We start from the raw sequence: 14,445 nt of genomic DNA on the forward strand, positions 1-14,445 counted from the left end.
GGCGGCGGGCGGTGCCCGGTGGCCGGCGCACATCGCACGTGACGCGTCACGCGTCACGCGTCAGTGGACATCCGGCCGGCCGTGGTCCTCTTCCAGTACGCGCTGGGCCACGGCGAACGCCGCGTTCGCGGCCGGCACCCCGCAGTACACCGCGCACTGCCGGAGCACCGCGCCGATCTCCTCGGGCGTGAGGCCGATGCGGCGGGCCGCCCGTACGTGCATCGCCAGCTCGTCCAGGTGGCCACCCGCCACCAGGGCGGTGAGTGTGATCATGCTGTGGTCCCGGTGGCTCAGGGTGTCGTCCGTCCAGATCTCCCCCCAGGCATAGCGCGTGATGAACTCCTGGAAGCCCGCGGTGAAGGGGGACTGGCGGGCCTGGGCCCGGTCGACGTGGGCGTCACCCAGCACGTGGCGGCGTACGGCCATGGCCGCCCCGGCCGGTCCCGAGAGGTGGGTGCGCAGCGCCGAGAGCACTGCCAACGGTTGCTCCGCGACGGCCAGATGGGAGGCTCCGGGGATCTCCGTGAGGGTGGCGCCGGGGATCGCGTCGGCCAGTTCACGCAGGTGGGCGGGGGGTGTCGCGGGGTCCTCGCGGCCCGCGACGAGGAGGGTCGGCGCGGTGATCGAGGCGAGGCGGTCGCGCAGGTCCCAGCCGGCGAGTGCGTCGCAGCACGCGGCATACGCGGACGGGTCGACCGCGGCGTGGTCCGCGCTGAGGCGGGCCGAGGCGAAGCCCGGGGTGAACCAGCGCTCGGGGGCGGTCGCGGCCACCCCGGCGATCCCCTTCCTTCGCACGAGTTCGGCCCGGTCCCGCCAGCGTCCCGGGTCCCCGAAGTGGGCCGACGAGCAGAGGACCGCGAGGTGGTCCACGCGTGCCGGCGCGTGGACCGCCAGGTGCAGACCCACTGCGCCCCCGAGCGAGACCCCCGCGTACGAGAAGCGCTCAATGCCGAGCCGGTCGGCCAGGCCGAGTACCAGGGCGGCCAGGTCGGCGACGCTCGCGCCGGCCCCGATCAGTCCGCCCGGGGAGCCGCCGTGGCCGGGCAGGTCCCAGCGCACCACCCGGTGGGTGACGGCGAGTTCCGCTGCCACCCCGTCCCACAGCGCGGTGGACGTGCCGAGGGAGGGACCCAGCAGCAGCGGTGGAGCGCCGGCCGGTCCCTCCGTGACGTGGTGCAGGCCCGGGGGCGGAACGGGGTGGTCGGAGCAGGCGGGTGGTGTGGTCAACTTCGCTCCAGTGCACGATCGGTGAGCGGTCCGGCCGAACCGGTGCCGCGCACCGGGTCGGTGAGGGCTTTCAGTGCGAGGTCGTCGAAGGCGTCGGACTCGGGGCAGGAGCGGAGGAGTTCGGCGAGCGTTCCTTCCCCGGACCGTACCCGTCCGGCCAGCTCGGTCAGGAGGCGCTTGGCGCGGTCCCGTCCGATGACCCCGTCGAGTTCCACCGCGAGGTGCTCGGACATGACCAGTCCGTCGGTGAGGCCGAGATTGCGGCGCATGGCCTCGGGGTGGACCCGTAGGCCGCGGGACAGCTCGGCGGCGTCCCGTGCGGCGCCTCCGACCAGGCGCAGCAGATCGCGCAGCGGCTCCCATTCCGCGTGCCAGGCTCCCGGCGGTCGCTCGTCCTCCGCGACGAGCGACCCGTACAGGACGGACGCGAGCGCGGGCGCCCGTCGGGCCGCCGCCGCGATCAGGGTGGCGCGCACGGGGTTCGCCTTGTGCGGCATCGCGGAGGAGGTGCCTGCCGCCCCTTCGGAGACTTCTCCGATCTCGGTGCGGGACAGGGTGAGCACGTCCGCCGCGATCTTGCCGAGGGCGCCTGCCGTGAAGGCGAGCGCTCCGGCGAGATCGGCGATCGGGGTGCGCAGGGTGTGCCAGGGCAACACGGGTTCCCTCAGGTCCAGTTCGCGTGCGAAGGCGGCGACCAGATCGGGGCCGTGCGGGGCGAAGGCCGCCAAAGTGCCCGCCGCGCCTCCCAGTTGCACGGGGAGGGATGCGCGTACCGTGTGCAGCCGGTCGCGGGAGTCGAGCACCAGGGAGCGCCACCCGGCCGCCTTGAGCCCGAAGGTGGTCGGCACGGCGTGCTGGGTGAGCGTCCGGCCGGGCAGCACCGTATCCCGGTGCTCCGCCGCCAGGGCTGCCAGGGAGCGTTCCGTCCGTGCCAGCGCGGAGAGCACCGCGGTGAGGCTCCGGGAGGCGACCAGCATCGCCGCCGTGTCGAGGATGTCCTGACTGGTCGCACCCCGGTGCACGTACTGGGCATGCTCCGGAGGCAGTCGGGCGGTGAGATCCGCTACGAGGGCGAGTACGGGATTGCCCGCCCCGGCGGCCCGCAGGGCGATCGACCGTAGGTCGAAGCGTCCCGCGTCGGCCGCGGACGACACCGCCCCGGCGGCCTCGTGCGGCACCTGGCCGAGTGCGGCCTGGGCCCGGGTCAGCGCGGCTTCGGCGTCCAGCATCGCCTGCAGCCAGGCGAGTTCGCCCGTCGCGGCCTCGGCGGCGGAGCCGATTCTGCCCGGGGCGAGCAGGCCGGCATCAAGCTCCTCGTAGGTCATCCGAAGTCCAGGAAGACGGTCTCGCACTCGCCCTGCAGCCGGATGTCGAACCGGTAGGTGCCCGGTCGCTCGGCGGTCGCGAGCAGGGTGCCGCGGCGCTCCGCCGGCAGGGAACCGAGCAGGGGGTCCTCCCCCGGCGCCGCCAGATAGGCCCGGGTGTAGAGGTGGTGGAGCAGTCCGCGGGCGAAGACGGCCATCGACAGGTACGGGACGCCGCCGGGCGGCAGCGTGCGCACCGCGTAGTGGCCGTCGCCGTCGGTGGCGACGCGCCCGAATCCGGTGAAGACGACGCCGTCGCGGCCTGCCGGCCGGCCGGTGGCGGGGTCCCGGCGCAGTGATCCGCGGGCCCCCGTGCGCGAGCGGTCGGGCGCGGGCTGCCAGGTCTCGACGAGGACGTCCGGTACGGCGGCGCCGGCGCCGTCGTAGACGTACCCGTGCACCGTGATCGTGTCCGGGTGCGCGAGGGGCGCGACTTCGCCCCCTCCGGCGAAGGGCAGGGCGAAGCCGTAGAACGGCCCGACGGTCTGGGAGGGCGTGGTGGGGTGCGGTAGATGCGTGGGCTGCGTGGGCTGCGTGGGCTGCGGCATCAGCGTCCTTCCTCGAAGAGGGTGCCGGAGGGGCCGTCGAGGACGATGTCCCAGCGGTAGCCGAGTGACCATTCGGGTACGGACAGATCGTGTGCGTAGGCCGCCACGAGGCGGTCGCGTGCGGCCGGATCGGTCACGGACTGGAGCACCGGATCGTGCGGGAAGAGCGGATCTCCGGGAAAGTACATCTGCGTGACGAGGCGCTGGGTGAACGCCGTGCCGAACAGGGAGAAGTGGATGTGCGCGGGGCGCCAGGCGTTCGTGTGGTTGCGCCACGGATAGGCGCCCGGCTTGACCGTGGTGAAGGAGTAGCCGCCTTCTTCGTCGGTCAGACAGCGCCCGAAGCCGGTGAAGTTGGGGTCGAGCGGGGCCGGGTGCTGGTCCAGCTGGTGGGCGTACCGCCCCGAGGCGTTGGCCTGCCACAGTTCCACCAACTGGCCGTGTATCGGCCGACCGTGACGATCGGTCACCCGGCCCGTCACGGTGATGCGCTCCCCCAGAGGTTCTCCCGGGTGTTGGCGAGTGAGGTCCCCGTCGAGCGCGCCGACGTCGGTGACACCGAAGGCCGGTCCGGTCAGCTCGACGGCCTCGGGGTCGCGCACCGGTATCAGCGGCAGGCGCGGATGGCGCAGCCGACTGCTGCGGTAGGGCGGGAAGTCGCGCGGGGGGTGGACGCGCGTCCCGGCGGCCGCCTGCGCTTTCGCGACTTCGGCGTCGATCCGGTCCTGGGACAGCCGGTCGGGGAGGCCCGCGGGCAGGTCGTTCATGGTCACGCTCCGGCGGAGTCGGGAGGGGAGCCCGTACGGGCTCAGCGTTCGAGGAGGAGGGGTCGGCCCTGGCCGCTCGTGAACAGCGGGGCTCCGGTGGCCCGTACGACGTCTTCGACCGGCACGCCCGGCGCCGTCTCCACCAAGAGCAGGCCGTCCCGTGTGACGTCGATGACGCCGAGGTCCGTGATGATCCGGTCGACGCAGCCGCGTCCGGTGAGCGGCAGCGAGCACTCGCCGACGATCTTCGGGGATCCGTCCTTGGCGGTGTGCGTCATGACGACGATCACCCGGCGCGCACCGTGCACGAGGTCCATCGCCCCGCCGATCCCGGTGATCAGCTGCCCGGGCACGGCCCAGTTGGCGAGGTCGCCGTTCGCGGAGACCTGCATGGCGCCGAGCACTGCCGTGTCGATGTGGCCGCCGCGGATCATGCCGAAGGAGAGGGCGGAGTCGAAGAACGAAGCCCCGGGGAGGATGGTGACCGTCTCCTTGCCGGCGTTGATCAGATCGGGATCGACGTCCCCTTCCAGGGGATACGGCCCGGTGCCGAGGATGCCGTTCTCGGATTCGAGCACCACCTCGACGCCGGCCGGCAGGTGGTTGGAGATCAGCGTCGGAAGTCCGATTCCGAGGTTCACATAGCTGCCGTCCCGCAGTTCGCGCGCGGCGCGTGCCGCGATCTCTTCGCGGTTCCAGCTCATCGCGCGGCCTCCCGACCGGTCGGCGCGGAGGGCACCGAGGACACCGAGGGCGCCGAGACGGTGCGCCGTTCGATCGGTTTGTCCGCGGCCTGTTCCGGGGTGAGGGCGACGACACGCTGGACGAAGATGCCCGGCAGGTGCACCTGGTCGGGGTCGATGGCGCCGGGTTCGACCAGTTCCTCGACCTCGGCGATGGTCACCCGGCCGGCCATCGCGGCCAGGGGGTTGAAATTGCGGCTCGACTTGTTGAAGACCAGGTTGCCGTGCCGGTCGCCGCGGGCCGCGCGGACCAGGGCGAAGTCCGTTCGGATGCCGTGTTCGAGGACGTACTCGGTGCCGTCGAAGTCGCGCACCTCCTTGGGCGGCGAGGCGACGGCGACACCGCCCTGCCCGTCGTAGCGCCAGGGCAGTCCGCCGTCGGCGACCTGGGTGCCCACTCCGGCCGGGGTGTAGAACGCGGGAATGCCGCACCCGCCCGCCCGCAGCCGTTCGGCGAGCGTGCCCTGGGGTATCAGCTCGACCTCCAGTTCACCGGCCAGGTACTGGCGGGCGAACTCCTTGTTCCCGCCGATGTAGGACCCGGTGACCCGGGCTATGCGGCGGGCCGAGAGCAGTACGGCGAGTCCGGAGTCCATCGCGCCGCAGTTGTTGGAGACGATTCTGAGGTCGGTGGGACCGAGTTCGTACAGCGCTTGGATGAGCACGTTCGGTACACCGCTGAGTCCGAAGCCGCCGACGGCGAACGCGGCTCCGTCGCTCACGTCGGCCACCGCCTCGGCGGCGGTGGCGACCACCTTGTCCATGACGAGACCCTTCTGCGAGTTACTCAGTGCACTGACTATCTCCTTGTGGTCGGTCATGCTGGCACCCGATCGATGACCCGTCAAGATCCCCTGTTGCCGATGTTGGGGGGTCGCTCGAGCGCACAGGACGGGGGATCGGAAGTGCGTATTGTTCAGTACACCGACTAATGACCGAGCGGAGATGACCGATGGGCGCAGTGGACCTCACCACACATCCCGGACACCTGGCCCGTCGGCTCCAACAGGCGCACTACCTGCTGTGGACCACGATGGTGTCCGAGGAGATCACCTCACCGCAGTACGGCGTGCTCAACGCGCTGACGGCCGAACCCGGCCTCGACCAGCGCACCGTCGGCGAACGGGTGGGCCTCGACCGCTCCACCGTCGCCGAGGTCGTCAGCCGTCTCACCCGGCGCGGGCTCCTGGAGAAGGTGCGCGACGCGCAGGACGGCCGACGCTGCCTGCTGCGCCCGACCGCCGAGGGCGCGCGCACGCACCGCCGGCTGACGGTGCGCACCGCCCGGATGAACCAGGTGTTCCTCGCGCCGCTCTCCGAAGGGGAGCAGGCCGTCTTCCTCGAACTGCTCCGGCGCGTCTCGGACGGCGCCGAACAACTGCGCCACGCGGGACAGGCGCCGGCGCCCCCTCCCGCCTCGGCCTGAAGCTGCTGAGCGGTTCGGGGTCAGGGCCGGGGCCAGGGCCAGGTTCGGGTTCAGGTCGTCCGGATCCGGGCGAACCGACCGGCGATGTGCAGGTCCGCCTCGATCCGGGCGGCCGTCTTGCGCAGTGCCGGGAGAACCTCATTCCGGCACTGCTCGACGGTGCGCCGGGCACTGTGCATGGCGACGTTCACCGCCGCGACGACCGCGCCCGCGTGATCGCGTACCGGCACGGCCACCGATCGCAGCCCGTCCTCCAGTTCGGAGTCCACCAGGGCACAGCCCTCCCGCGCGGCCTCGTCGAGCAGTTCCGCGAGGAGCGTGCGGTCCGTGACAGTGTGCGGGGTGAACATCCGCGGTCGCGCGCGCAGGAGCTGATCCGCCCGCTCGTCGGCCGGTAGGCCTGCGAGCAGCACCCGGCCCATGGCGGTGGCGTACGCCGGGAAGCGGGTGCCGGGTGCGATGTCGACGCTCATGACGCGGCTGGTCGCGATCCGCGCGGTGTACTGGATCTCCGTGCCGGCCAGCACGGCGAGGGAGGCGGAGTCGTGGAGCCCGGTCGCCAGTTCCACGAGATGGGGTCGCGCGATCTCGGGCAGTGACGTGCGGGACAGCAGGGGGATGCCCAGGCCGAGCACCCTGGGGGTGAGCCGGAACCGCCTGTCGTGCGCGGTCACGTACCCGAGGTGTTCCAGTGTGATCAGGGCGCGCCGTACGGTGGCCCGGGCGAGGCCGGTGGCATCGGCGACGGCGGCGAGCGTCGGCTCGGGACGTTCGGCGCCGAACGCGCCGAGGACGGTCAGGCCCCGGGCCAGCGATTCGACGAACTCCCGGCCCAGCTCCTGCTTCGGCACTCCCGTCCAGGCCGCGAGCGCCACGGGCCGGGGGCTTTCCGGGCGGGCCGGAGCCTGAGCCGTGCGCGACTCCCGTTCCAGCTCCCCTTCCATCTCCCGTACCGTCGCGCGCAGCCGTGGCAGCATCGCCTTTCGCAGCGAGGCCGCGGAGTGCCTGCTGGTGTGGCTCACCACGCTCGCCACGCAGGCGAGGGTGCCGTCGGCCTCGTACACGGGCACGGCGAGGGCCACGAGGCCCGGTTCGATCAACTGGTCGTCGAGCGCGTACCCCTCCTCGACCGCCAGCTCGACGCGGCGTACGAATTCCTCTTCCCGTACGGCGGTCTCCGGGGGCGGTAGCGCGGTGAAGGCGCTGCCGGCCGGATCGGCCACCCGGCGCACCCTCCAGCGAGCCCAGTCGGCCGCGGACCAACCTGCCGCGAACAGTGGTCCGGGGGCGGTCCGCTCGGCGGGCAGCAGGTCTCCGATGCGGAAGCTCAGGGACATCGCGCGCCGTCGGGTCGCCTGGTGGACGAAGCGGATCCCGTCCCCGTCGCGGACGGCCAGCGACACCGACTCGTCGAGTTCCTCCGCGAGACGGTCGGCGTGCGCACCGAGCGGCCCGGACAGGCGCGCGGCGCCCAAGTAGGCGTTGCCGAGCTCCATCAGGCGCGGGGCCAGTGCCACTCTGCGGCCGTCGAGGCGTACGTACCCCATGCGCGCGAGCGTGGCCGCGATGCGGTCGACCGTCGCCCGCGCCAGGCCGGTCGCCCTTTCCACTTCGCTCAGAGCCAGTGGCGCCCGGGCGTCGGTGAGGGCCAGGAGCACGGCGATGCCCCTCATCAGGGGCGCGACCGCCTCCGGCGGCGGGGCGGCGGAGCTCGCCGGCCGGCCTTGAGGGGCCCGTGCCGTCGGAGGCGAAGCCATGCCTTCTCCTGTCCTTGCGGCCACGAGGCGCCGGCCCGTTCCGCCCCGTTCCGCCGCGAGGGCATTGACAGGCACGGGAGCGGAACGCAGACTCGTCCACCCCTCAATCAGTGGATATTTCTTCACTCTACGAACACGGACCACGGCCGTCCACCGTCCGCGAGGATTCCCACGGATTCCCGCGGATGCCCGGCAGCCGTCCCGTACAAGGGAGACCGCAGTGCACACGACCGTCGGGATCATCGGCGGCGGCCCCTCCGGCCTGCTGCTCGCCCGCCTCCTCCACCGGGCGGGCATCGCGAGCGTCGTCCTGGAGCGGCACGACCGCGCGTACGTCGAGCAGCGTCAACGCGCGGGCATTCTGGAGCAGTCCACCGTTGACGTACTGCGCCACTGCGGTGCGGGCCGGCGCCTCGACGCCGAGGGTCTGGTGCACGACGGTGTCGAGCTGCGCTTCGCCGGCCGGCGCCACCGTGTGGACTTCCCCGCACTGACCGGCGGCAAGCGCGTCACCGTGTACGCGCAGACCGAAGTGGTCAAGGACCTCGTCGCGCTCCAGCTCGCCGAGGGCGACCCCCTGCTCTTCGAGGCCGAGGTGCACGCCGTCGAGGGCGTGGACGGCGACCGGCCGGTGATCCGTTACACCCGCGAGGGCCGCGAATCGACCCTCACCTGCGATTACGTGGTCGGCTGCGACGGCTACCACGGGGTGGCCCGGCGGGCCGTTCCGGACGGCGCCTCCACCACACACGAACGCACCTATCCCTACTCCTGGCTCGGCATCCTCGCCCAGGCACCACCCGCCCACGAGGAGCTCGTCTACGCGCACTCCGGGCGGGGATTCGCGCTCGCCAGCATGCGCTCGCCCGAGGTCAGCCGCCTCTACCTGCAGGTCCCGAACGGCACCGACCCCGCCGACTGGCCCGACGAGCGGGTCTGGGACGAGCTCGACGCCCGGCTCGCCCTCAACGCGGAACCGGGCGCGGCCCTCGTCCGTGGACCGGTGACCCAGAAGTCCGTGCTCCCCATGCGCAGCTCGGTCACCGAGCCGATGCGGTTCGGGCGGCTGTTCCTGGCCGGGGACGCCGCGCACATCGTGCCGCCGACCGGCGCCAAGGGGCTCAACCTCGCGGCCGCGGACGTGGTGATCCTGGCTCGCGCCCTCTCCCACTGGTCCACGACGGGCTCGGCGGAACTCCTCGACTCCTATTCCGACACCTGCCTGCGCCGGGTGTGGCGGGCCGAGCACTTCTCGTACTTCATGACGACGACCCTGCACGTCGATCCGGATCAGTCGTCCTTCGAGACCCGGCTGCAGCTCTCCCAGCTGGAACGCATCACGAGTTCGCCGCACGCGGCGGCCGAACTCGCGGAGAACTATTGTGGGTTGAGTCTCTGACGGTTTTCCACCAGCGCCGCACCGCCCGCGGGGCGGCCCAGGACCGATGCGGCGCGAGCGTTGCGCAGCTCGCGGAATGTTTCCATCCGGCGACCGGCCCGAAGAGCGTCCAGAGATGCACAACCAGGCCGAGCTCGCCTACCGGCGACTGCGCGAGCGGCTGCTGGACGGGCACTACAGTCCCGGCGATCGCCTCACTGAGCTCGGCATCTGCGATGACCTCGGCATGAGCACACCCACTTCCACGTCTTCGAGCCCGGGTTCCCCACGGCGCCGGACCCGCTGTACGGGTTCCCGGACGGCAATCTCCAGCAGTACCTGCGGATGACCGAATGGCTCGGCATCGAGCGCATGGTCCTCGTCCAGCCCACCTACTACGGCACCGACAACCGTCTGCTGACCGAGGTCCTCAAGAGCGTCGGCCCGCGATGCCGAGGGGTCGTCCGCATCGAGGACGACACCCCCGACAAGGAGCTCGACGAGTACCACGATGTGGGCGTGCGGGCGATCCGCCTCGATCTGTTCGCACGCGCCGCCTGGCCGACGGCGGACATCATCGCGTACGTCCGCAGGATGGCGGACCGTGCCCGGCCGCGCGGCTGGCACCTGCAGTTCTACACACCGGGGACCGTCGTGCGGGACCTCCTCCCGTTCTTCGGCGACCTGGAGGACACCTTCGTCATCGACCACATGGGATACATGAAGGAGTCGGACGGCCTGACACGGGCGGACTTCGACCGTCTGGTGCGGGTGCTCGACGGAGGCAGCTGCTACATCAAGCTGTCCGGGCCGTACCGCATCGCCAAGGACCAGCCGCTGTCCACGGTGGAACCCCTGGGCCGGGCTCTCGTGGCGGCCCGGCCCGACCGCCTCGTGTGGGGATCGGACTGGCCGCACCTGGCCGATGGCCGGCGGGACACCGGAGAGCTCCTCAACCTGCTGGCCGACTGGGCCCCCGACGAGTCCGACCGCCATCAGATCCTGGTCGACTCCCCGGCCAGGCTGTTCTATACGGACTGACGGACTGACGGACTGAACGTGCGACGGGGCGTCACCGAGTTTCCGTGCCGTCGTTGCCTCGGTATGACTGATTTCATGGTGAAGGTCCCTGCTGACTGGCTCGCCCGGGTATTTCTGACGCTCCGCCACAGCCCGTCGGAGGAGTCCCAGGCCGTCGCGGCGGAGTTGCAGCCGTTCACGGAGAAGCCCGGCCAGCGGGTCCCGGTTCCCCGGGCGACCGTCCTGCGGTCCGAACTGGCGCTGACGGTGGAACTCGAATGGTCCGAGGATCCGGTGCGGCGGGCGCGACTGTCGGAGGGGGCCGAACAGTTGATCAGCGCCCGTCTGGGCGGCGCGGGCGAGGCGCCCGTACACGGCTCCTAGCCGGCGTCGGCCGCGATCCGCCCTCGGCACGTCGCACACGTGCGGCCGGACGCGGTGCCGCTGCCCGAGGGCGGCGTCGCCGCGTCCGGCACGGGGGCCGGGCCGTGATCAGCACGGTTACCATGTGGACATGACTCAGGGTTCCCGGACCGGCGCTCGGGAGGACGGCGACCGCCCGCTGAGGCGCGATGCCGCCCTCAACCGGGAGCGGATCCTGCGCGCCGCGCGCGAGGTCTTCGGACAGCGCGGGCTGGGGGTCACCCTCGATGACGTAGCCCACCATGCCGGAGTCGGCGTCGGTACGGTCTACCGCCGCTTCCCCACGAAGGAAGCGCTCGTACGCGCCCTGTTCGAGCAGGACCTCGCCATCCGCCAGGCCTCCGCGGAGAAGGCCCTGGCCCATCCGGATCCCTGGGAAGGCCTGGTCGGCTTCCTGGTCGAGATGTCGGCCGACCTCGCGGAGAACCGCGGCCTCCACGAAGTGATCATGCTCGGCAGTCACAGCTCGGGCCCCATCGAATCCGCACGTCAGGGCATGCTGCCGCTCCTGGAGTCCCTGATCCGTCGCGCCCAGGACAGCGGGCAGCTCCGCACGGAGATCACCCCCTCCGACATCCCGGTCATCCAGCACATGCTCAGCGCGGCCTCCCAGTTCGCCCAGGGCACGCAGCCGGACATCTGGCGCCGCTACCTCGAGATCCTCCTGAACGGCCTCAAGCGGCGCCCCGACAACGTCCCCCTGAGCACGCCGAGTCTGGGCAACCCGACCGTCGAACACCTGATGGGGCTCACCAGGCCCGCGCCCCCGCAGGCATAGCCCGCACAGACCGCGGCACCTCCCTCTCCGGCGCACCCCGCACTCCGCCGTCCCCGCCCCCTTCCCCGGCTCCGGCGCGCACTCGACGACCCGCCCGAACGTCACGCACCGCACTCGATCCGTCACCATCCGTTTCCATGTGCCCCGGCATGCCTCCCGGGGGCCGGGAACGCGGCGCGCCCTCAGCACGGTGGTACCGTCATAACTGGAGAGATTATCTCCACTTACTAGGAGGCTCGTATGTCTGCGCGCAGCACGGTCGGTGTGTACACGGGGATCGCCCTTCTCGGCCTGGGGGTGACGGCGTGCTCTTCCGAGAGCTCTACGGAGTCCACCGGGGCCGCCACCCCCTCGTCCGCGGTCAGCCTCACCGCCTGCCCGCAGTCCCCGTCCGGTCCGCCCCCGTCCGGGGCGCCGAGCGGAGCCCCGAGCGGTCCTCCCGCCGGCGCGATCCCGATGGCCAAGACGGTCAAGGCGACCGATACGAGCTCCAGCACGGTCATCACCCCGGACGGTCCGGGCGTCCGGTGCGGCAGGACGGAGGTGACGCTGAAGCAGAACCTCACGTACTCCACTCCGACGACCGCAGCCGGGCAGAAGGCCGACCTGAAGCTGGACCTCCAGGTGCCGAAGACCTCGGGCGGGAAGCCGCCCCTGGTCGTCTACATCACCGGCGGCGGCTTCGTCATGGCCGACAAGTCCGCCAACCTCGGCGAACGCACCTACGTCGCGGAGCAGGGCTACGCCGTGGCGAGCATCGAGTACCGCACCGGAACGAGCGGCTCCACCTACAAGGACGGCGTCGCCGACGTGAAGTCCGCCGTCCGCTACCTGCGCGCCCACGCCGACGAGTACGGCTTCGACGCCGACAAGGTGGCCGTCTGGGGCCAGTCCGCCGGCGGATACCTCGCGGCCATGGCCGGGGCCACCAACGGGAACAAGCAGTTCGACTCCGGCGACAACCTGGACCGGAGCAGTGACGTCCAGGCCGTCGTCGACGAATTCGGCGCGAGCGACCTCGCCACGATCGCCGACGACTTCGACGCGGCGACCAAGGCCGCGTACACGGCTCCCGGCAGCTTCATCAACGCCTATGTCTTCGGGCCGGGTTCGAAGCAGACGGTCACCTCGGACGCCGCCGCGAACGAGGCCGCCGACCCCGCCACCTACCTGAGCGCGTCCTGCGCCCCCTTCATCCTCCTCCAGGGCGACAAGGACCAGATCATCTCCCCCAGCCAGTCCCTGACCCTCCTGAACGCCCTCAAGGACAAGGGCGTCGAGGGCACCCGGTACGTGGTCAAGGGCGCCAACCACGGCGACATGTCCTTCCTCGGCGACCCCACGGCCGGCGCGAAGTGGTCCACCCAGCAGGTGATGGGGACCATCACCGACTTCCTGAACAAGAAGCTCGGCAGCTAGGCCGTCCAGGCCGCCTCACCCCGGGAGATCCGATCGCATGTCCTCCAAGCAGCCCCCCGCCGCCCTCGGCGCACCCGCACGGTCCGCCGGGCCGCCCTCGCCCGCCCCCGCCCCCGCACACCCGTGGTGGGCCGTGGCCGTCATCGCGCTGGCCCAGCTCATGGTCGTCCTCGACTCCACGATCATGAACATCGCCCTGCCGCCCGCACAGCGGGACCTCGGCTTCTCCGACGGCCTACGCCAGTGGATCATCACCGCGTACGCCCTGGCCTTCGGCAGTCTCCTCCTGCTGGGCGGCCGCCTCGCCGACCTCTTCGGCCGCCGCCGGATGTTCGCCACCGGCATCGCCGGGTTCGCCCTCGCCTCCGCCCTCGGCGGGGCCGCCCCGACCTTCGGATGGCTGGTCACCGCCCGCGCCGCGCAGGGCCTCTTCGCCGCCCTCCTCGCCCCGGCCGCGCTGTCCCTGCTGACGGTGACCTTCACCGGAGCCAAGGAACGGGCCCAGGCCTTCGGCATCTTCGGCGTGGTCGCCGGATCCGGCGCCGGAATCGGCCTGCTCCTCGGCGGGGTGCTCACCGAGTTCCTGTCCTGGCGGTGGACCATGTTCGTCAACGTCGCCTTCGCGGCCCTGGCCCTCGCCGGCGCGTTCCTGGTCGTCCCGCGATCGCGGCGGACGGGCGGGCCGACCCTCGACATACCCGGCACGCTCCTGGCCTCGACGGGCCTCTTCTCCCTCGTGTACGGGCTGTCCGACGCGGAAGGCCACGGCTGGACCTCGCCGTGGTGCTGGGGGTTCCTCGGCGCCGGACTCGCCCTCCTCGCCGCCTTCGCCCGGTGGCAGACCCGGGCCGCCGACCCGCTGCTGCCCCTGCGCGTACTGCGCGACCGCTACCGCGCCGGGGCGCTGGTCTCCCTGCTGCTCGTCGGCGCCGGCATCTTCGCGATCTTCCTGTTCCTCACCTACTACCTGCAGAACCTGCGCGGCTACTCCCCGGTCCTCACGGGATTCGCCCTCCTGCCCATGACCTTGGGGATCATGCTCGCCGGGCAGGTCACGTCCATCAGGATCCTGCCCAAGCTCGGCGCGCGGACCGTCCTGACCACGGGATTCGCCCTCTCGGCGATCTCCGCGGCATGGCTCGCCCGGATCGACATGACCACCTCGTACCCCCTGGGCATCATGGTCCCGCTCCTCGTGGCCGGTGTCGGCCTGGGCTGCGTGCTGCCACCGGCGATGAGCATGGGGACCAGCGGGGTCGCCCCTCAGGACGCCGGCTCCGCGTCGGCGGCCGTCAACACCATGCAGCAGGTGGGCGGATCGATCGGAACGGCCCTGCTCAACACGATGGCCGCGAGCGCCGCCGCGTCCTTCCTCGTGGGCCGCGACCCCGCGGACCCGACGACCCGCATCGGCGCCGCCCTCCACAGCTACACCACCGCCTACTGGTGGACGGCCGGCATCTTCGTCCTGGGCGCCCTGCTGGCCGCGCTGATACTGCCCCGCTCCGGTCCGGGCCGATAACGCCCGCCGAGGTCCTCGCCCCGGTGCCAGGAGCGAGGCCGGGTGTACGGTGCCGGCGCCGAAGCGGCGGCTG

At 71.9% G+C, this 14,445-nt stretch carries 13 protein-coding genes and 1 pseudogene; 7 read left to right on the plus strand and 7 right to left on the minus strand.

The features are described from left to right. Positions 1-60 precede the first annotated feature (60 nt). Genes pcaD through OG435_RS36210 form a run of 6 tightly spaced genes read right to left on the minus strand, consistent with a single transcriptional unit; the run spans position 61 to position 5,413 of the window. Positions 61-1,227 (minus strand): 3-oxoadipate enol-lactonase, encoded by a 1,167-nt coding sequence (pcaD, locus tag OG435_RS36185; protein WP_266883560.1) that lies wholly within the window; start codon positions 1,225-1,227, stop codon positions 61-63. Continuing rightward, positions 1,224-2,552, minus strand: coding sequence for a 3-carboxy-cis,cis-muconate cycloisomerase (gene pcaB, locus OG435_RS36190; RefSeq protein WP_266883562.1), 1,329 nt, complete (start codon positions 2,550-2,552; stop codon positions 1,224-1,226). Before pcaB ends, pcaD begins: the two co-directional genes overlap by 4 nt. Continuing rightward, positions 2,549-3,139 carry a protocatechuate 3,4-dioxygenase subunit alpha gene (gene pcaG, locus OG435_RS36195; protein WP_266883564.1) on the minus strand — a complete coding sequence of 197 codons (591 nt, stop codon included), beginning with the start codon at positions 3,137-3,139 and terminating at the stop codon, positions 2,549-2,551. Before pcaG ends, pcaB begins: the two co-directional genes overlap by 4 nt. Beyond that, entirely contained in the window at positions 3,139-3,906 is a 768-nt protein-coding gene (gene pcaH, locus OG435_RS36200) for a protocatechuate 3,4-dioxygenase subunit beta (RefSeq protein WP_266883566.1), read from the minus strand. Before pcaH ends, pcaG begins: the two co-directional genes overlap by 1 nt. A gap of 41 nt (positions 3,907-3,947) precedes the next feature. Next, positions 3,948-4,610: a CoA transferase subunit B gene (locus OG435_RS36205; protein ID WP_266883568.1), complete on the minus strand. Its 663-nt coding sequence runs from the start codon at positions 4,608-4,610 to the stop codon at positions 3,948-3,950. Then, positions 4,607-5,413, minus strand: a complete 807-nt coding sequence (locus OG435_RS36210; RefSeq protein ID WP_266886391.1) for a CoA transferase subunit A — start codon at positions 5,411-5,413, stop codon at positions 4,607-4,609. Before OG435_RS36210 ends, OG435_RS36205 begins: the two co-directional genes overlap by 4 nt. 188 nt (positions 5,414-5,601) lie before the next feature. On the opposite strand from OG435_RS36210, the gene OG435_RS36215 reads away from it, so the two are divergent. Then, positions 5,602-6,075 (plus strand): MarR family winged helix-turn-helix transcriptional regulator, encoded by a 474-nt coding sequence (locus tag OG435_RS36215; protein ID WP_266883570.1) that lies wholly within the window; start codon positions 5,602-5,604, stop codon positions 6,073-6,075. A gap of 50 nt (positions 6,076-6,125) precedes the next feature. On the opposite strand, the gene OG435_RS36220 is transcribed toward OG435_RS36215, so the two are convergent. Then, entirely contained in the window at positions 6,126-7,832 is a 1,707-nt protein-coding gene (locus OG435_RS36220; RefSeq protein ID WP_266883572.1) for an IclR family transcriptional regulator domain-containing protein, read from the minus strand. Between the two features lie 220 nt (positions 7,833-8,052). Between OG435_RS36220 and OG435_RS36225 the strand changes: the two genes are divergently transcribed. The 6 genes and pseudogenes from OG435_RS36225 (at position 8,053) to OG435_RS36250 (ending at position 14,372) form a co-directional block, all read left to right on the plus strand. Next, positions 8,053-9,231, plus strand: a complete 1,179-nt coding sequence (locus OG435_RS36225; RefSeq protein ID WP_266883574.1) for a 4-hydroxybenzoate 3-monooxygenase — start codon at positions 8,053-8,055, stop codon at positions 9,229-9,231. Between the two features lie 246 nt (positions 9,232-9,477). Next, a pseudogene (locus OG435_RS36230) lies at positions 9,478-10,251 on the plus strand (amidohydrolase family protein); the annotation flags it as partial. Between the two features lie 75 nt (positions 10,252-10,326). Then, the gene (locus tag OG435_RS36235; protein ID WP_266883576.1) at positions 10,327-10,614 is read left to right on the plus strand and encodes a hypothetical protein; all 288 of its coding nucleotides are present in this window, start codon (positions 10,327-10,329) and stop codon (positions 10,612-10,614) included. Between the two features lie 130 nt (positions 10,615-10,744). Next, positions 10,745-11,431: a TetR/AcrR family transcriptional regulator gene (locus tag OG435_RS36240; protein WP_266883578.1), complete on the plus strand. Its 687-nt coding sequence runs from the start codon at positions 10,745-10,747 to the stop codon at positions 11,429-11,431. Positions 11,432-11,671: 240 nt separating this feature from the next. Beyond that, positions 11,672-12,850 (plus strand): alpha/beta hydrolase, encoded by a 1,179-nt coding sequence (locus tag OG435_RS36245; RefSeq protein WP_266883580.1) that lies wholly within the window; start codon positions 11,672-11,674, stop codon positions 12,848-12,850. A gap of 37 nt (positions 12,851-12,887) precedes the next feature. After that, a complete protein-coding gene (locus OG435_RS36250; RefSeq protein WP_266883582.1) occupies positions 12,888-14,372 on the plus strand; it encodes an MFS transporter in 1,485 nt (494 codons plus the stop codon). Positions 14,373-14,445 lie beyond the last annotated feature (73 nt).

It is taken from the genome of Streptomyces sp. NBC_01264 (assembly GCF_026340675.1).
Lineage (GTDB): Bacteria > Actinomycetota > Actinomycetes > Streptomycetales > Streptomycetaceae > Streptomyces.

Coding starts and splice junctions, on each gene's coding strand:
- OG435_RS36220 (WP_266883572.1), bottom strand. CDS start 7,832: ATGGCTTCGCCTCCGACGGCACGGGCCCCTCAAGGCCGGCCGGCGAGC.
- pcaG (WP_266883564.1), bottom strand. CDS start 3,139: ATGCCGCAGCCCACGCAGCCCACGCAGCCCACGCATCTACCGCACCCC.
- OG435_RS36205 (WP_266883568.1), bottom strand. CDS start 4,610: ATGAGCTGGAACCGCGAAGAGATCGCGGCACGCGCCGCGCGCGAACTG.
- pcaH (WP_266883566.1), bottom strand. CDS start 3,906: ATGAACGACCTGCCCGCGGGCCTCCCCGACCGGCTGTCCCAGGACCGG.
- OG435_RS36245 (WP_266883580.1), top strand. CDS start 11,672: ATGTCTGCGCGCAGCACGGTCGGTGTGTACACGGGGATCGCCCTTCTC.
- OG435_RS36210 (WP_266886391.1), bottom strand. CDS start 5,413: ATGGACAAGGTGGTCGCCACCGCCGCCGAGGCGGTGGCCGACGTGAGC.
- OG435_RS36250 (WP_266883582.1), top strand. CDS start 12,888: ATGTCCTCCAAGCAGCCCCCCGCCGCCCTCGGCGCACCCGCACGGTCC.
- OG435_RS36215 (WP_266883570.1), top strand. CDS start 5,602: ATGGGCGCAGTGGACCTCACCACACATCCCGGACACCTGGCCCGTCGG.
- pcaB (WP_266883562.1), bottom strand. CDS start 2,552: ATGACCTACGAGGAGCTTGATGCCGGCCTGCTCGCCCCGGGCAGAATC.
- OG435_RS36240 (WP_266883578.1), top strand. CDS start 10,745: ATGACTCAGGGTTCCCGGACCGGCGCTCGGGAGGACGGCGACCGCCCG.
- OG435_RS36235 (WP_266883576.1), top strand. CDS start 10,327: ATGGTGAAGGTCCCTGCTGACTGGCTCGCCCGGGTATTTCTGACGCTC.